This is a genomic window from Bradyrhizobium sp. JR3.5 (assembly GCF_054057015.1).
Genome location: NZ_JBSRYV010000002.1, coordinates 366,630 through 383,569 on the forward strand (window position 1 = coordinate 366,630; position 16,940 = coordinate 383,569).

Sequence of the window (16,940 nt, forward strand, 5' to 3'; positions counted from 1 at the left end):
ATGAACGTATTCTCCTCCGTCAATAGCCAGGAGAAGGTCGCGACCGAGACCGCGGACCAGCTGTGGTACAAGGACGCCATCATCTACCAGCTGCACGTCAAGGCGTTCGCCGACAGCAACAATGACGGCATCGGCGACTTCGCAGGCCTGACCGAGAAACTCGGCTATCTGCAGGAGCTCGGCGTCACCTCGCTGTGGCTGCTGCCGTTCTATCCCTCGCCCGGCCGGGACGACGGCTACGACATCGGCGACTATGGCGACATCAATCCCGATTTCGGGACGATGAAGGACTTCAAGCGCTTCATCCAGGAAGCCAAGAAGCGCGGCTTGCGCGTCATCACCGAGCTCGTCATCAACCACACCTCGGACCAGCACGCCTGGTTCAAGCGCGCGCGCCGCAGCCCGCCGAATTCGAGCGCGCGCAGCTGGTACGTCTGGAGCGACACCGACCAGAAATACCTCGATACAAGGATCATCTTCACCGACACGGAGAAGTCGAACTGGACCTGGGATCCGGAAGCCGGCCAGTTTTACTGGCACCGCTTCTTCTCGCACCAGCCGGACCTGAATTTCGACAATCCCCGCGTGGTGCGCGCCATCGTGCAGGTGATGAAGCGCTGGCTCGACACCGGCGTCGACGGCTTCCGGCTCGATGCCATTCCCTATCTGTGCGAGCGCGACGGCACCAACAACGAGAACCTGCCGGAGACGCATGCCATCATCAAGCGGCTGCGCCAGGAGCTCGACGCCTATGCCAAGGGCAAGATCCTGCTGGCCGAAGCCAATCAATGGCCGGAGGACGTGCAGGAATATTTCGGCCAGGGCGACGAATGCCACATGGCCTATCACTTCCCGCTGATGCCGCGCATCTACATGGCGATCGCACAGGAAGACCGCTTTCCGATCACCGACATCCTCAGGCAGACGCCCGACATTCCGGCAGCCGCCCAATGGGCGCTGTTCCTGCGCAATCACGACGAGCTGACCCTGGAAATGGTCACCGACGTCGAGCGCGACTATCTGTGGTCGACCTATGCCAACGACCCGCGCGCCCGCATCAATGTCGGCATCCGCCGCCGCCTTGCGCCGCTGATGGACAACGACCGGCGCAAGATCGAGCTGATGAACTCGCTCTTGCTGTCGTTTCCCGGCACGCCGATCATCTACTACGGCGACGAGATCGGCATGGGCGACAACATCTATCTCGGCGACCGCAACGGCGTGCGGACGCCGATGCAATGGTCGCCGGACCGCAATGGCGGCTTCTCGCGCGCCGACCCGGCGCGGCTCTACGCGCCGATGATCATGGACCCGGTCTACGGCTATGAGGCCGTCAATGTCGAAGCGCAATCGCGCAGCCTGTCGTCGCTGCTGTCGGCGACCAAGCGGCTGATCGCGGTGCGCAAGTCGACGCTTGCCTTCGGGCGCGGCACCATGACCTTCATCCGCCCCGAGAACCGCTCGGTGCTCGCCTATGTCAGGCAGTACCAGGGCGAGGCAATCCTGTGCGTCGCCAATTTGTCGCGCTCGGCGCAGGCCACCGAACTCGACCTCTCCGCCTTCAAGGACCGCATTCCGCTCGAGATGCTCGGACGCACGCGCTTCCCGGCGATCGGCGAGCTGCCCTACATGATCACGCTGGCGCCCTACGGCTTCTACTGGTTCCAGCTGCAGGAGCGCGACAAGTCCGAGCCGGTGAAGCCGCGGGCGGTGCCGGAGTTCGAGACACTGGTCGTGCCGCTCGGTTCGACCTGGACGTCGCTGGCGCGGGAGCGCGGCGTGTTCGAGCACGACGTGCTGCCCGGCCATCTCGCCCGCTCGCGCTGGTACCCGGAGCATTCCGCGAAAGCGATCCAGCCGACGCTGGTGTCCGCGATCCCGTTCTGCGACATCGGTGACAACCGGCCCTGGCTGATCTTCTTCGAAACCACGGAGCGCGGCACCACCAGCCGCTACGTGCTGCCGATGCAGATCGAATGGGTGCGCTTCGACCGCGAGCGCTACAACCCGCGCGCCTTTGCCGCGATCCGTCAGGGCGCGCGCGAGGGCACGCTGCTCGATGTCGCCACCGACCAGATCTTCACCGGCCTGTTCCTGCGCAATCTCAGGGAAAACCTCACGGTCGACGAGGGCGAACAGGGCCTGAAGCTCGAATTCCGGCCGACCAGCCGCTTCTCCGACCGCCCGGTCCGGCAGCCCGAGCGGATCCGCGTCTTCGAGAACGATCAGCCGCATTCGACCGCGCTGGTCGACAACGAATATGTCACCAAAATCTACCGGAAGCTCGAGGTCGGCATCAATCCGGAGATCGAGATGGGCCGCTTCCTCACCGAAGTGGTCAATTTCCCCAACACACCGGCATTGCTCGGCACTTCGGAACTGGTGGAGGGTGACAATCGCAGCGCGATCGCGGTGCTGCACGCCATGGTGGTCAACCAGGGCGACCTCTGGACCGTGGCCGCTGCGCACCTCGATCGCCTCGTCGAGCGGCAGCGCCTGCTGGCAGCGAGCGAAAATCCCGATGAGAGCGGCGATCATGCGACTTATCTGCGCCATCTGTCGCACGGCGGAAAACGTCTCGCCGAGCTGCACATCGCGCTCGCCGGCAACCGCGACCTGCCGGATTTCGCGCCCGAACCGACCAGGCCCGAAGACCTGCAGCGCTGGAGCGACGAGATCATGGCGCGCGCCGAACGCGTGTTCGACACGCTGAAGCAACGGCGCGGCTCCCTGAAAGAGGCCGACCGGCTGCTGGCCGATCAGTTGCAGGCCCAGCACGACATGCTGCCGGAGCGGCTCAAGGCCCTGCTGCCACGTGAGACCGACGGGCTCAGCATCCGCCATCACGGCGACCTGCATCTCGGCCAGTTGCTCGTCGTCAGGGACGACGTCTTCATCATCGATTTCGACGGCGGACCGGGCCGCACCATCGCCGAGCGGCGCCGCAAGGCGCCGGCGGCACGCGACGTCGCCGGGCTGATCCGCTCGATCGATTACGCGGCGACTGTCGGGCTGGAGCGGGCCCTCAAGGTCGCGCCCGACGAGAGCGGCAGGCTGAGCCTCGCTTTGGCCGATTGGCGCGACCAGGCCGCGGATGCCCTGCTGGCGGCCTATCGCGAGACCATGGCCGGCCAGCGGCTGTGGCCCGCCGACGCCAGGGCGGCCCATCGCCTGCTCAACTTTTTCCTGCTTGAGAAAGCCTTCTACGAGATCGAGTATGAGCTGGCCAACCGGCCGGATTGGCTCCGCGTCCCACTGACTGGCCTGTTGAGACTCCTGGCCCAACAGCCGCATGAGGTTGCATGACCAAACTGCCCGCCGAGGCCTATGCCATCATCGAGGGCCGCCACTCCGATCCCTTCCACTATCTCGGGCTTCATGCCGAGGGGGATCGCAACGTCGTGCGCGCCTTCCTGCCTGATGCCAGCAATGTCGAGGCGATCGGCGAGCATGGCGAGGCGGCGCCGCTGGCCAAAATCCATGACGCAGGCCTGTTCGCGGGTCCCTTGCCGAACGGCTCGACGCGCTACCAGCTCCGCGCCCGCTTCGGCGACAACGTCGTCGAACTGGAGGATGCCTACCGCTTTCCGCCGATCCTGAGCGATTTCGATCTCTATCTGCTCGGCGAAGGCACGCATCTGCGCGTCTACGACACGCTCGGCGCCCATCCGATGACGCTCGACGGCGTCGACGGCATCGGCTTCGTGGTGCTGGCGCCCAATGCGCGGCGGGTCAGCGTGGTCGGCGACTTCAATTTCTGGGACGGACGGCGGCATCCGATGAGGGTACGCGGCCCGGGCTATTGGGAGCTGTTCATCCCGCGCGCACGCGTCGGCGATCACTACAAGTTCGAGATCATCGGGCGGAACGGCCAGCATCTGCCGCTGAAGTCCGATCCACTGGCGTTCGCCGCCGAGGTGCGTCCGAAGACCGCCTCGATCGTGATCGACGAGCGCAAGATCCCGCATCCGCGCCCGGCGCCCGATCGCATCAACGCGCTGAGCTCGCCGATGTCGATCTACGAGGTTCATCTCGGATCGTGGCGCCGCAAGGGCCGCAATGAGTGGCTGACCTATCGCGAGATGGCGGAGCAGCTTCCGGCCTACGCCAGCGACATGGGCTTCACCCATATCGAATTCCTGCCCATCACCGAGCATCCGTTCGACGGCTCGTGGGGCTATCAGCCGACCGGGATGTTCGCGCCGACCAGCCGTTTCGGCTCGCCCGACGATTTCGCCGCGCTGATCGACGCCTGCCACAGCGCAGGCCTCGCCGTGCTGCTCGACTGGGTTCCCGGGCATTTCCCCGACGATCCGCACGGTCTCGGCAATTTTGACGGCACCGCACTCTACGAGCATGCCAATCCGCTGCAGGGCCGTCACCTCGATTGGGGCACGCTGATCTATAATTACGGGCGCACCGAGGTCACCAATTTCCTGGTGTCGAACGCGCTGTTCTGGCTCGATCGCTACGGCATCGACGGGCTGCGCGTCGATGCCGTCGCCTCCATGCTTTATCTCGACTACAGCCGTCCCGCCGGCGGCTGGATTCCGAACAAATATGGCGGCCGGGAGAACATCGAGGCGATCGACTTCCTGCGCCGCTTCAACACCGAACTCTATGCACACTTCCCGCAGGCGATGACGGCGGCGGAGGAATCCACGGCGTGGCCGCAGGTGTCGCGGCCGGTCGAATATGGCGGGCTCGGCTTCGGCTACAAGTGGAACATGGGCTGGATGCACGACACGCTGAAATATATCGGCAAGGATCCCATCCACCGCAAATTCCATCACGGCGACATCCTATTCGGCCTGCACTACGCCTTCTCGGAGAACTTCATCCTGCCGCTGTCCCACGACGAGGTCGTGCACGGCAAGCGCTCGATCCTCGGCCGCATGCCTGGCGACGACTGGCAACGCTTCGCCAATCTGCGCGCCTATTACAGCTTCATGTTCGGACATCCCGGCAAGAAGCTGATGTTCATGGGCTGCGAGTTCGGCCAGGAGCGCGAGTGGAATCACGACCACTCGATCGATTGGCATTTGCTGCAACAGCCGAGGCATGGCGGCATCCAGAACCTGGTCCGCGACCTCAACCGGCTCTATCGCGCGCTGCCGGCGCTGCACGAGCTCGACTGCGACCAGGCCGGCTTCGAATGGGTCATCACCGACGACGCCAGCAACAACGTGTTCGGCTGGATCCGCAAGGGCAATGATGCGCGCGCCCGCTGCCTCGTGGTCCTGAACTTCTCGCCCAACGTCTACCGCAACTATCGCGTCCGGGTGCCGTTCGCGGGCAAGTGGCACGAGGTGTTCAACTCGGATTCCTCCCATTACGGCGGCACCAATGTCGGCAATATCGGCGAGGTCCGTGCCTCGGAGGGCGCCACGCCCGAGCTGAGCCTGACCATTCCGCCGCTGGCTGCGATCTTTCTCGTACCGGAAAGCTGATCCATGCGACTGACCGGGGGTACGTCCGCACGGCTCGGTGCAAGCTGGGACGGCAGAGGCACCAATTTTGCGTTGTTCTCGGCGAATGCTGAGAAGGTGGAGCTGTGCCTGTTCGACGGCCAGGGCCGCCGCGAGCTCGAGCGGATCGAGATGCCGGAGCGCACCGAGGACGTCTGGCATTGCTATCTCAACGACGTCTCGCCCGGCCAGCTCTACGGTTATCGCGTCTACGGGCCCTACGCGCCGGAGCGCGGCCACCGCTTCAATGCCAACAAGCTCCTGCTCGATCCCTATGCCAAGCGGCTCGCCGGCCGCCTGGTGTGGAGCGATGCGCATTTCGGGTATCGTACCGGCAGCGCGCGCGAGGACCTTTCGTTCGACCGGCGCGACAATGCCCGCGGCATGCCGAAGGCGGTCGTGGTCGACGAGACCTTCAACTGGGGCCGCCGCGAGATCCGGCCGCAGGTTCCCTGGCAAGACACCATCATTTATGAAGCCCACGTCAAGGGCCTGACGCAGAAGCGCGAGGACGTGCCGCCGAACCTGCGCGGCACCTATGGCGGCCTGTCGTCGCCGGCGATGATCGACCACCTCAAGCGGCTCGGCGTCACCACCATCGAGCTGTTGCCGATCCACGGCCTGATCGACGACCGTGTCCTGGTTGAGAAGAAGCTTTCGAATTACTGGGGCTACAACACCATTGCCTTCTTCGCGCCGGAGGCGCACTACGCCCAGGACAATGCGCTGGACTCGTTTCGCACCACGGTGGCGCGGCTGCACGATGCCGGCATCGAGGTGCTGCTCGACGTCGTCTACAACCACACCGCCGAGGGCAACCACATGGGCCCGACGCTGTGCTTCCGCGGCATCGACAATGCCTCCTACTACTGGCTGAACCGCGAGAACCCCCGCTTCTACGACGACTTCACCGGTTGCGGCAGCTCGGTCAACCTCACCCATCCGCGCGTGCTGCAGATGGTGATGGATTCGCTGCGCTACTGGGTCGAGGTCTGCCATGTCGACGGCTTCCGCTTCGATCTCGCCACGACCTTGGCGCGCGGACCCAACGGGTTCGATCGCAATCATCCCTTCCTCACCGCGATCCGCCAGGACCCGGTGCTGGCAACCGCCAAGATGGTCGCCGAGCCCTGGGACCTCGGTCTCGGCGGCTACCAGGTCGGCGCGTTTCCGTCGCAATGGTCGGAGTGGAACGACCGCTATCGCAGCGCGATGCGGCGCTACTGGAGCGGCGAAGGCAGCCTGATCGGCGACATCTCAGGCCGCATGACCGCGTCCTCGGATCTATTTCACCACGACAACCGAGCGACCCGCGCCAGCGTCAATCACATCACGGTGCATGACGGCTTCACGCTCGCCGATCTCTTCAGCTACAACGAGAAGCACAATGAGGCCAATGGCGAGGACAATCGCGACGGCTCGAACGACAATCACAGCAACAATTGCGGCCATGAAGGCCCGACCGATGATCCCGCGATCATCGCTCTGCGCCGCCAGCTCAGGAAGAACGCACTGGCCTGCCTGCTGCTCGCGCAGGGCACGCCGCTGATCCTTGCCGGCGACGAGGTCGCCAACACGCAAGCCGGCAACAACAACGCCTATTGCCAGGACAACGAAACAGGCTGGATCGGCTGGGAGAACCTCGGCACGGACGACGACGCCGTCGCCTTCATCGGTCATCTCACCGCGCTGCGCCAGCGCTTCGGCCAGATCCGCTGCCAGAGCTGGCTCGACGGCCGCCGCGCCGACGGCACCTATGGCGTGATCTGGCTGACGCCATCAGCGGAGGAAATGAAGGAGTCCGACTGGAAATTCCCGGAAAGCCGGTTCCTCGCCTACGTGCTGGGGCCGATGGAACAAGGCCAGGCGCCGATCTTTATCGTGCTGAATGCCGCGCCGCAGGAGATCGTGTTCAGGATGCCGAGAATGGCGGAATACAACAGCTGGCAGCAAGTCTTGAACACGACCAAGGCAGAACAAACGGCCGAGCAGTTCGCAGCCGGCACCGACACCACGGCACCGCCGCTCTCGGTCCTGGCATTCGCAGGCTCCGCATGAGTGCGCAGCATTTCGGCCCCGAACCGACCGCGGTCGGCACGCGCTTCCGGCTTTGGGCGCCGGCGGCGAAGCGTGTCGATCTCCTGCTCGACAAGCCGCATACGCAAAGCCGCGATGCGCATTCGCTCACGCGCGATGCCGCCGGCTGGTACATCGCCGAGATCGCGGGCGCACGCGCCGGCACGCGTTACAAATTCCGCATCGATGACGACGTCGATGTGCCGGATCCGGCCTCCGCGTTCCAGCCGGACGACGTGTTCGGCCCCAGCGAGGTGATCGATCGCTCAGCCTTCAAATGGCGCGCGACGGAATGGCGCGGCCGGCCCTGGCACGAAGCCGTCATCCTCGAGCGCCCATGTCGGGAGCTTCACGCCGGAGGGCACCTACCGCGCCATGATCGACAAGCTCGATCATCTGGTGGCAACCGGCATCACCGCGCTCGAACTGATGCCGCTGGCGGATTTCGCAGGCAAGCGCAGCTGGGGCTATGACGGCGTGCTGTGGTATGCGCCCGACAGTGCCTACGGCCGCCCCGAGGACCTCAAGACCCTGATCGACGAAGCGCATCTGCGCGGGCTGATGGTGATGCTCGACGTGGTCTACAACCATTTCGGGCCCGAGGGGAATTATCTCGGCCGCTACGCGCCCTCCTTCTTCAGCGACGCGCATACGCCATGGGGCAGCGCGATCGATTATCGCGTACCCGAGGTGCGCGCGTTTGCGATCGGCAGCGTGGTCAACTGGCTGCGCGACTATCGCTTCGACGGGCTGCGCTTCGACGCGGTCAACACCATCGTCGAAGCCGGCGAAATCTCCATCCTGCATGACTTCAGCAAGGCTGCCGGCAAGCTCGCCACGGAGACCGGCCGGCACATCAACCTCGTGCTCGAGAACGGCGACAACATTGCAAGCCTGCTCGATGCCGCCGAGGATCCGCCGCACGGCAAATTCCGCGGCCAATGGAACGACGACTATCATCACGCCTGGCATGTGCTGCTGACCGGAGAATCCCAAGGCTACTACGGCGACTACCGGACGCCGAAGCAGGACCTCGCGCGGGCGCTGTCGTCCGGCTACATCTACCAGGGCGAAGTCTCGGAGTTCTGGGGGGGCAAGGCCCGCGGCGAGCCGAGCGGCGCGCTGTCGCCGACCTGCTTCATCAACTTCCTGCAGAACCACGACCAGATCGGCAACCGGCCGCTGGGCGATCGGCTCGAGAGCATTGCAAAACCGGCGGCGATCGAGGCGGCGCTGGCGGTCACGCTGATGGCGCCGACCACGCCGATGCTGTTCATGGGCGAGGAATGGGGCGCGACGACACCCTTCCCGTTCTTCTGCGATTTCAAGGGCGGACCTCGCCAACGCCGTCCGCGCCGGCCGGCGCAAGGAATTCGCCTGGGCCTACGCCAAATATGGCGACGACATTCCAGACCCGCTCGCCGAGGAGACGGTGCAATCGGCCGTGCTCGACTGGGCTGCGCTTGGCCATGATCCCGCCCGCGCGCGGCTCGCGCTGGTACGCGACCTGCTCGCCGTGCGGCGGCGCGAGATCACACCGCGGCTCATCGGGGCACGGTTCGGCGGCGACCGCGTCGCGGGTGATCTCTTGACCGCGCATTGGCGGATGGGTGACGGCAGCACGCTGTGGCTGGCGGCCAATTTGTCGGATCGGGATATCACCGGCGCAGCGGAACCGAGGGGAACTGCGATCTGGGGCGGCGCGTTGTCGAGCGACCTCCCTGGCTGGGCGGTGCGCTGGCACATCGGATAGCACAATGCCTCCGGCGATCCCGATCGCGACCTACCGACTGCAACTCACTGCCGATTTCGATTTCGATGCCGCCGCCGCCGTGGCGCCGTATCTGAAGGCGCTCGGCATCAGCCATGTCTATGCCTCGCCGTTCATGAAGGCGCGCAAGGGATCGACCCATGGCTATGACGTCGTCGACCACACCAAATTCAATCCGGAACTTGGTGGCGAAGAAGGCTTTGCGCGGTTGAGCGATGCGTTGAAGCAGAGCGACCTCGGCCTGATCCTGGATTTCGTGCCGAACCATGTCGGCGTGCACTTTGCCGATAATCCGTGGTGGCTCGACGTGCTGGAATGGGGACCGGTGTCGCCGCATGCAGTCTCCTTCGACATCGACTGGGACCTCTTGCCCTATCGCGCGCGCGGCGGCGTGCTGTTGCCGATCCTCGGCTCGTCCTATGGCCAGGCGCTGGAGCACGGCGAGATCGAGCTGCGCTACGACGCAAGCGAAGGCAGTTTCTCCGCCTGGTATTTCGAGCACCGCCTGCCGATCGCGCCGGAGCGCTATGGCGAGGTGCTGCGAACCGTCGTCCGCGAGGCCGGCGCCGAAGACAGTCCGGCCGGGCGCGCGCTGCTCGAACTCGCCGCCAGGTATCGCGGGCTGCGTCACCCGAACCGCAAGGAAGCGCCGGCCCTGAAGGCCGCGATCCAGGCGATCGAGGGCGGTGCCGAGATCATCGCGCGTGGGCTCGACGCCTATCGCGCCGGCGAGGACCGGCCCACCCAGATACTGGCGCTGCATCATCTTCTGGAACGCCAGCACTACAAGCTCGGCCACTGGCGGCTTGCCTCCAGCGACATCAACTATCGCCGCTTCTTCGACGTCAACACCCTGGCCGGCCTCAGGGTCGAGGACGCCGCCACGTTCGAGGCGAGCCATAGTCTCGTGAAGCGGCTGATCGCAGAGGACCGGCTGCAGGGCCTGCGGCTCGACCATATCGACGGCCTGCGCGATCCCGCCCAATACTTCCAGCGCCTGCGCCGCCTGATCCGCTCCGCGCAGGGCGCCAAGGCCAAGCCGATCTACATGGTGATCGAGAAGATCCTCGGCGAGGACGAGAAGCTGACGAAATTCAGCGGCGTCCATGGCACCACCGGCTACGAATGGATGAACACGATCAGCCAGGTACTGGTCGAAGGCGGCGGGCTCGATCCGCTCAACGAGATCTGGCGCCAGATCAGCAACCAGTCGCCGAATTTGACGCCGGTGCTGCGCGCGGCCAAGCGCCGCGTGCTGGAGACCTTGCTGACCAGCGAATTCACCGTGCTGGCGCGGCTGCTGGCGCGCATCGCCAGTGGGCACTATTCGACCCGCGACTTCTCCGCCGACAGCCTGCGGCAGGCGCTCGAACTCTATGTGCTGCACTTCCCGGTCTATCGCACCTATCTCACCGCCTCCGGCCCGACCGCGCATGACCGCGCGCTGATCGGCGCGACCATCGCGCGCGCCCGCGCTGACTGGTTCGCCGCCGATGAAGGCATCTTCGACTTCCTGCGCGATGCCCTGACCATGGACCTCTTGAAGCCCGGCCGGCCGCCGCACGGTGCGCCACGGATCCGGCGCTTCGCGCTGAAGGTGCAGCAATTCACCGGGCCGATGATGGCGAAGTCGCTGGAGGACACCACCTTCTATCGCTACCACCGCCTGCTGGCACTCAACGAGGTCGGCGGCGATCCGGCGGCGAGCGCGATTACGCCCGCGACCTTCCACGCCATGATGCAGACCCGCGCCCGCGAATGGCCGCACGGCATGACGGCGACCGCGACCCACGACACCAAGCGCGGCGAGGATGCCCGCGCCCGGATCATGGCGCTTGCGGAGATCCCCGGCGAATGGACCAGCGCGGTGGCGCGCTGGAAGGTGCTGAACGCGCCGCATCTGGTGCTCGACGGCGAGATGCGCGCCCCATCGGCAACGTTCGAATACATGCTGTATCAGGCCCTGCTCGGCGCCTGGGACCCGGACGATACGTCGCTTGTCGCGCGTATCCAGGCCTATGCCCTGAAGGCCGCGCGCGAGGGCAAGCAGGAGACCAGCTGGCTCAATCCGCACGAAGCTTACGAGGCAGGCGTGAAGACCTTCATCGCGCGGATCCTCGATCGCACCGCCTCGCCTGAATTCCTCGAGGCGCTGGCGACGCTGGCAGAGCGCACCGCGCTGATCGGCGCACTGAACTCGCTCAGCCAGATCACCCTGAAGGCGACGATGCCGGGCGTGCCGGATTTCTACCAGGGCACCGAAAGCTGGGATCTTTCGCTTGTCGACCCCGACAACCGCCGTCCGGTCGATTTTGCCGCACGCGCAGGCATGCTCGCGGCGCTGGAGGCGCCGGACTGGGACGCGTTGGCGCAGAGCCGGCGCGACGGCCGTCTGAAGTTCGCCTGGACGCGGCATCTGCTGCGGCTGCGCAACGAGCTTCCCGAGGTCTTCAGCAGCGGCGGCTACCAGCCGTTCACGGTCAGCGGCCCGCATCGCGATCATGTCATCACCTTCGCACGGCGTCATGGCCGCGAGGCAGTCATCGTCGCGGTGGCGAAATCATTTGCCCCGTTCACGCAGGGCGGACGCAGCTGGCCGCGTCCCGAAGCCTTTGAAGGCGAGATCGACGTGGCTGGATACGCGCTCCCGGGCGGCGACAGCAGGATTCAGCTCTCGACGCTGTTCGCCAAACTGCCGGTCGCGGTGCTGAAGGCGAAAGCCGGCGCTGGAGCCAAGCAAGCTTCAAGCCGTGCGCGCGCACATGGCTAGCTCCGCGCGTCAGCGCTTGGTCAGCAGCAGCTGCCCGCTCTTCTGGATCGCGGCCTGCGCGACCTCGGCGAAGCGTTGCAGCAGCCACGGCAGCGTCACCTCCAGCCGCACACGGGTATCCTCGACATCGAGATGGCCGGCCGCGACCTGCCCCAGCGCGCGGACGCGGAAGCTCATGCGGTTATCCTCCCAGCGCTCTTCGTCGACGCTCATCACCGGCACGTTCGCCGCTGCGCGCGACAGGCCTGTCTTCAGGCGGCGCATCGCCTCGTCGCGGCCGAGGCTGTGGGGAATCGAGACAATCAGCGGAGCCGACATCGCGGTGCACTCCTCCATGGATTCCCTTGATGTAATTGTGTTCCAGCGCAAACGGAAGGACCACACAGGTTTATCGCACCGCCGAATCCGGAACCTTCGTAGTTCGCACGTGTTTCCTTCCCCGAAGGGCAGAGATCAATGGGCCCACGGGCTGAGGAGAGACTCAATGTCACTTGGAACGATCATTCTTATTATTCTGGTCATTGCGCTGCTTGGCGGCTTCAGCGGCATCGGCGGCGGACCGTTCTACGGCACAGGTTATTATGGCGGCGGCGGTCTCGGCCTCGTGATCGTGATCCTGCTGATCCTGCTGCTGCTGGGACGCCTCTAGCGCCCGGATGGATGTTGCGCAATCCGCATCAACAACTGTCATCACCCGCGAAAGCGGGTGCTGCAGTATTCCAGAGACGTCGACGATTGAACCGATGAGCCGCGGCGTACTGGATACCCCGCTTTCGCGGGGTATGACGGCTAAGCCAGCGGCACAAGCTTGCCTAGACGTTTGCTACTCGGCCGCGAGCTTCTTCATCGCCGCCTTGATCGACGAGGCCGCATCCTCATAGCCGTCCCACGCCCTGCTCTTCGCAAGCAGCGCCGGCACCGACCGTACCGTGTATTTCTTCGGATCGAGGTCGCCGCGCACCTGGGTCCAGGTCAGCGGCATCGACACCGTGGCGCCGGGCCGCGCCCGCGGCGACAGCACCGCAACCGCGGTCGAAAGCCGGTCGTTGCGCAGGTAGTCGAGGAAAATCTTTCCGGTACGCTTGGCTTTTGACATGTTGATCAGATAGCGCTCGGGATCGTCCTGCGCCATCCACTGGCAGATCGCTTGCGCGAACGCCTTGGCCTCCTTCCATGTCACTCTGTCCCTGGCGCCTGCGAGCAGCGGCGCCACGACATGAAGGCCCTTGCCGCCGGTGGTCTTGCAGAAGCTCGCGAGGCCGACTGCCGTGAGCCGCTGGCGCATGTCCTTGGCGGCCTCGATCACATCGGAGAACGCGACATCGGGCGCGGGATCGAGATCGAACACCAGCCGGCCCGGCGTGTCATAGGCATCGGGCGCGCAATTCCAGGGATGCAGCTCGAGGCCGCCGAGCTGCGCCACCGCCGCGAGGCCCTCGACCTCGTCGATTTGCAGGTAGGGTTTGCGGTCGCCGGAGACCTTGGCGAGCTTCAGGAGCTTCGACGTGCCGGCCATCGCGTGGCGCTGGAAGAACGTCTCGCCCTTGATGCCATCGGGAGCGCGCACGATCGAGCACGGCCGGCCCTTGAGGTAGCCGATCATCCATGTGCCGACCGCTTCGAAGTAATTGGCGAGATCGAGCTTGGTGACCGGCTCGCCGTCGCCGGCATCGGGCCACAACGCCTTGTCCGGATGGGAGATGGCGACGCCCATCACCGCGCTGGATTTTCCTTTGGCCATCGGCTTCACCACTCTGGTTACGACCGGCCGTTCGGCCTCGACCTCGCGCGCCGGCTTGTCCTGCCGCAGGCCCTTGAACGCCGCCTGGCGGATATTGCCGGCGTCGGTCCAGCCGGCGAACTCGATCTCGGCGACCAGCTCAGGCTTCAGCCAGTGCACGTCGCGGGTCTTCTTCGGCGCATCCTTGCCGCCGAACGGGCTGGTGTCTGACGCCGCCGCCTTCAGCGCCGGCATGATGCGGCGGACCGTGTCCTGGCCGAAGCCGGTGCCGACGATGCCGACAAAGACCAGATGATCGCCGCGATAGACGCCCGCCATCAGCGAGCGGAATTTGCCGTTGGTGGTCTTCCAGCCACCGATCACTACTTCATGGCCGGCGCGGATTTTCGCTTTCGTCCAGTCGTCTGAGCGCCCGGAGCGATAGGCGCCGTGGAGCCGCTTGGAGACGATGCCTTCCAGCCCGAGCTTGCGCGCGGACTCCAGCACGGCGTCGCCACGCTCCTCGAAATGCTCGACATAGCGGATCAGCTTGCCCTTGCGCGCGGCGAGCAGCACCTGCAGTCGCGCCTTGCGCTCGCTGAGCGGCAGCGGCCGGAGATCCTCGGAGCCGGCAAACAGCAGATCGAACGCGTAGAAGATCAGCTTCTCAGTCTTGCCGTCGGACAGCGCCGCCTGCAGCGCCGAAAAATGGGGGATACCGTTCTCGTCGAGCGCGACGATCTCGCCGTCGATCAGGGCATCCGGCAGCTTGCCGGCCTCCTTCATGATCGCGCCGAACTTGTCGGTCCAGTCGAGCCCCTTGCGGGTCCTCACCACGGCCTTGCCGTCCTCGACGCGAAGCTGCACGCGGTAGCCGTCGAATTTGATCTCGTGGCACCAGCCCGCGCCATTGGGCGGACTCTCGACCACGGTGCAGAGCTGCGGCGAAACGAAGTCCGGCATCTCCGCCACCTGCTTCGGCCTCGCCTTTGGCGGCGTCTTCAATTCCGCCTTGAGTTTTTCCCTGGGCGCCGGCGCCTTGGTCCTGGCGCGCGCGTTGGCGGCCATGCCGTGATTGGACTGCCAGACCGCATCTGCCTTGGCTTTGCCGTTGCCCTTGGCCAGCATGAACGGCTTCGGCGCCCGGCCCTTGCCGGCTGCGATCTCTGCCATCGAACGGCCGGAGGCGACCGAGCGGTCCTCGCCCAGGACCGCTTCGCCATTGCCATCCACAGCGTATTCATCGCGGTGCTTGATCAATAGCCAGTTGGTACGCTTGCCGCCGAAGCGGTCGTTCTTCATCCGCACCAGCACCCAGCTGCCGTGCAGCTTGTCGCCGTGCAGCGTGAACTTCAAGTCGCCCTTCTTGAAGCCGCGCTCGGGATCGTCCGATTCCCAGGTGCCGCGATCCCAGAGCTGCACCGTGCCGCCGCCATACTGGCCTTCCGGAATGGTGCCTTCGAAGTCGCCATAGTCGAGCGGATGGTCCTCGACCTCGACCGCCAGCCGCTTGTCGTGCGGATCGAGCGAGGGCCCGCGCGTCACCGCCCAGGACTTGAACACGCCGTCGAACTCCAGCCTGAAATCATAATGCAGCCGCGTCGCGTCATGCTTCTGGATGACGAAGCGCCGCTGCTTGCCGGGCGCCACCTTGACGTCGCCCGACGGCTCATTGGTCTTCTCGAAGTCGCGCTTCTTGCGATAGGTGGTGAGATTTCTCAGCGACACGTGATTTCTCAGCGACACATCCAGGCCTCGGCGCAAACCCCGGCCGCCGCCCTCGGTGCGGCCATCAGGAACCAAAACCTACGGTATCCGTTCAAGTTCCAAACTCAAGCTGTTTGGAGACGATCATGGCCGCTCCCCGCGCCTACTGGAAAGGCACGCTCAAACTCTCGCTGGTGTCGTGCCCCGTGGCGCTTTACCCGGCCTCGACCACGGTCGAGAAAACCCGCTTCCACATGATCAACCGGGAGACCGGCAACCGGCTGAAGCAGCAGATGGTCGATACCGAGACCGGCGACGTCGTCGAGGGCGACCAGAAAGGCCGCGGCTACGAGGTCACCAAGGGGAAATATGTCGAGATCGAGAAGGACGAGCTCGATGCGGTTCAGATCGAAAGCAACCACACCATCGACATCGACAGCTTCGTGCCCGAGGGAGAGATCGATAAGCGCTATCTCGACCACCCTTATTACATCAGGCCCGACGGCAAGGCTGGCGTCGACGCATTCGCCGTGATCCGCGATGCCATGAAGGACCAGGACCGCGTCGCGCTGGCACGGATCGTGCTCACCAATCGCGAGCACGTGATCGCGATCGAGCCGCTCGACAAGGGCATGCTTGGCACCACCCTGCGCTACCCTTACGAGGTGCGCGATGCTGGCGACTATTTCGACGACATCAAGAGCCCGAAGGTCACCAAGGACATGGTCGAGCTCGCCGGCCACATTCTCGACAGCAAGGCCGCGCATTTCGATCCGTCGAAATTCAAGGACGAGTACGAGACCGCGCTGAAGGCGCTGGTCCGCCGCAAGGCCGCCGGTAAGCCGATCAAGGCCGCCGCGCGCGAGGAGAAGCCGAGCAATGTGGTGAACCTGATGGACGCGCTGAAGCAGAGCCTGAAGGACCGAAAAGGTGGCGCGCGGCGCTCACGCCCCAGTGCACGCCGCCCGGCTGCGCACCGTGCCGCAAAGAAGGCGCACCGGCCGAGTGCGCGGTCGCGCAAGGCGGGGTAGGCCTCTCCACGTCATTGCGAGGAGCGAAGCGACGAAGCAATCCATCTTCCTGCAAATGCGGAAGGATGGATTGCTTCGCTTCGCTCGCAATGACGCTAGGATGGTGCTCGCCGCCCTACTTCTTCTTCGCGCTCTTCCGCTTCTTCGCGGCCTTGCGCTTCGTCGTCTTCTTCGACGCCTTCTTCCGCACCTTCCGTCCCTTGGCGCGCGCTTCTGACAGACCGATCGCGATCGCCTGCTTGCGGCTCGTCACCTTTTTCTTGGAGCGGCCGCTGCGCAGTGTGCCGGCCTTGCGCTTCTTCATCACACGCTCGACATCGCCTGATGCCTTCCGCGAGTATTTTCTTGCCATGGCTTCTCTCCCGGTAACGGAAAACAAGCCTCGATCGGGATGAAA

9 protein-coding genes and 1 pseudogene are annotated in these 16,940 nt (G+C 65.0%); 7 read left to right on the forward strand and 3 right to left on the reverse strand.

The window, feature by feature from the left end:
• The 5 genes and pseudogenes from treS (at position 1) to treY (ending at position 12,085) form a co-directional block, all read left to right on the forward strand.
• Entirely contained in the window at positions 1-3,306 is a 3,306-nt protein-coding gene (gene treS / locus ACVWW1_RS18330; protein ID WP_456656932.1) for a maltose alpha-D-glucosyltransferase, read from the forward strand.
• Positions 3,303-5,450, forward strand: coding sequence for a 1,4-alpha-glucan branching protein GlgB (glgB, locus tag ACVWW1_RS18335; RefSeq protein ID WP_456656933.1), 2,148 nt, complete (start codon positions 3,303-3,305; stop codon positions 5,448-5,450). Before treS ends, glgB begins: the two co-directional genes overlap by 4 nt.
• Before the next feature lie 3 nt (positions 5,451-5,453).
• Positions 5,454-7,526 (forward strand): glycogen debranching protein GlgX, encoded by a 2,073-nt coding sequence (gene glgX / locus ACVWW1_RS18340; RefSeq protein ID WP_456656934.1) that lies wholly within the window; start codon positions 5,454-5,456, stop codon positions 7,524-7,526.
• A pseudogene (gene treZ / locus ACVWW1_RS18345) lies at positions 7,523-9,297 on the forward strand (malto-oligosyltrehalose trehalohydrolase). Before glgX ends, treZ begins: the two are co-directional and overlap by 4 nt.
• Before the next feature lie 4 nt (positions 9,298-9,301).
• On the forward strand, positions 9,302-12,085 hold the full coding sequence (treY, locus tag ACVWW1_RS18350) for a malto-oligosyltrehalose synthase (RefSeq protein WP_456656935.1): 2,784 nt from the start codon (positions 9,302-9,304) through the stop codon (positions 12,083-12,085).
• Between the two features lie 9 nt (positions 12,086-12,094).
• Here treY and ACVWW1_RS18355 read toward each other — a convergent pair whose 3' ends face one another.
• A complete protein-coding gene (locus ACVWW1_RS18355) occupies positions 12,095-12,403 on the reverse strand; it encodes a polyhydroxyalkanoic acid system family protein (protein WP_456656936.1) in 309 nt (102 codons plus the stop codon).
• Between the two features lie 166 nt (positions 12,404-12,569).
• Here ACVWW1_RS18355 and ACVWW1_RS18360 point away from each other — a divergent pair, with 166 nt between their 5' ends.
• Complete coding sequence (locus tag ACVWW1_RS18360; RefSeq protein WP_076865768.1) at positions 12,570-12,734, forward strand: DUF3309 family protein; 165 nt, start codon at positions 12,570-12,572, stop codon at positions 12,732-12,734.
• A gap of 174 nt (positions 12,735-12,908) precedes the next feature.
• On the opposite strand, the gene ligD is transcribed toward ACVWW1_RS18360, so the two are convergent.
• Positions 12,909-15,533, reverse strand: a complete 2,625-nt coding sequence (ligD, locus tag ACVWW1_RS18365) for a DNA ligase D (protein WP_456656937.1) — start codon at positions 15,531-15,533, stop codon at positions 12,909-12,911.
• A gap of 125 nt (positions 15,534-15,658) precedes the next feature.
• Here ligD and ku point away from each other — a divergent pair, with 125 nt between their 5' ends.
• The gene (gene ku, locus ACVWW1_RS18370; protein ID WP_456656938.1) at positions 15,659-16,543 is read left to right on the forward strand and encodes a non-homologous end joining protein Ku; all 885 of its coding nucleotides are present in this window, start codon (positions 15,659-15,661) and stop codon (positions 16,541-16,543) included.
• A gap of 115 nt (positions 16,544-16,658) precedes the next feature.
• On the opposite strand, the gene ACVWW1_RS18375 is transcribed toward ku, so the two are convergent.
• Entirely contained in the window at positions 16,659-16,895 is a 237-nt protein-coding gene (locus tag ACVWW1_RS18375) for a DUF6496 domain-containing protein (protein ID WP_456656939.1), read from the reverse strand.
• Positions 16,896-16,940 lie beyond the last annotated feature (45 nt).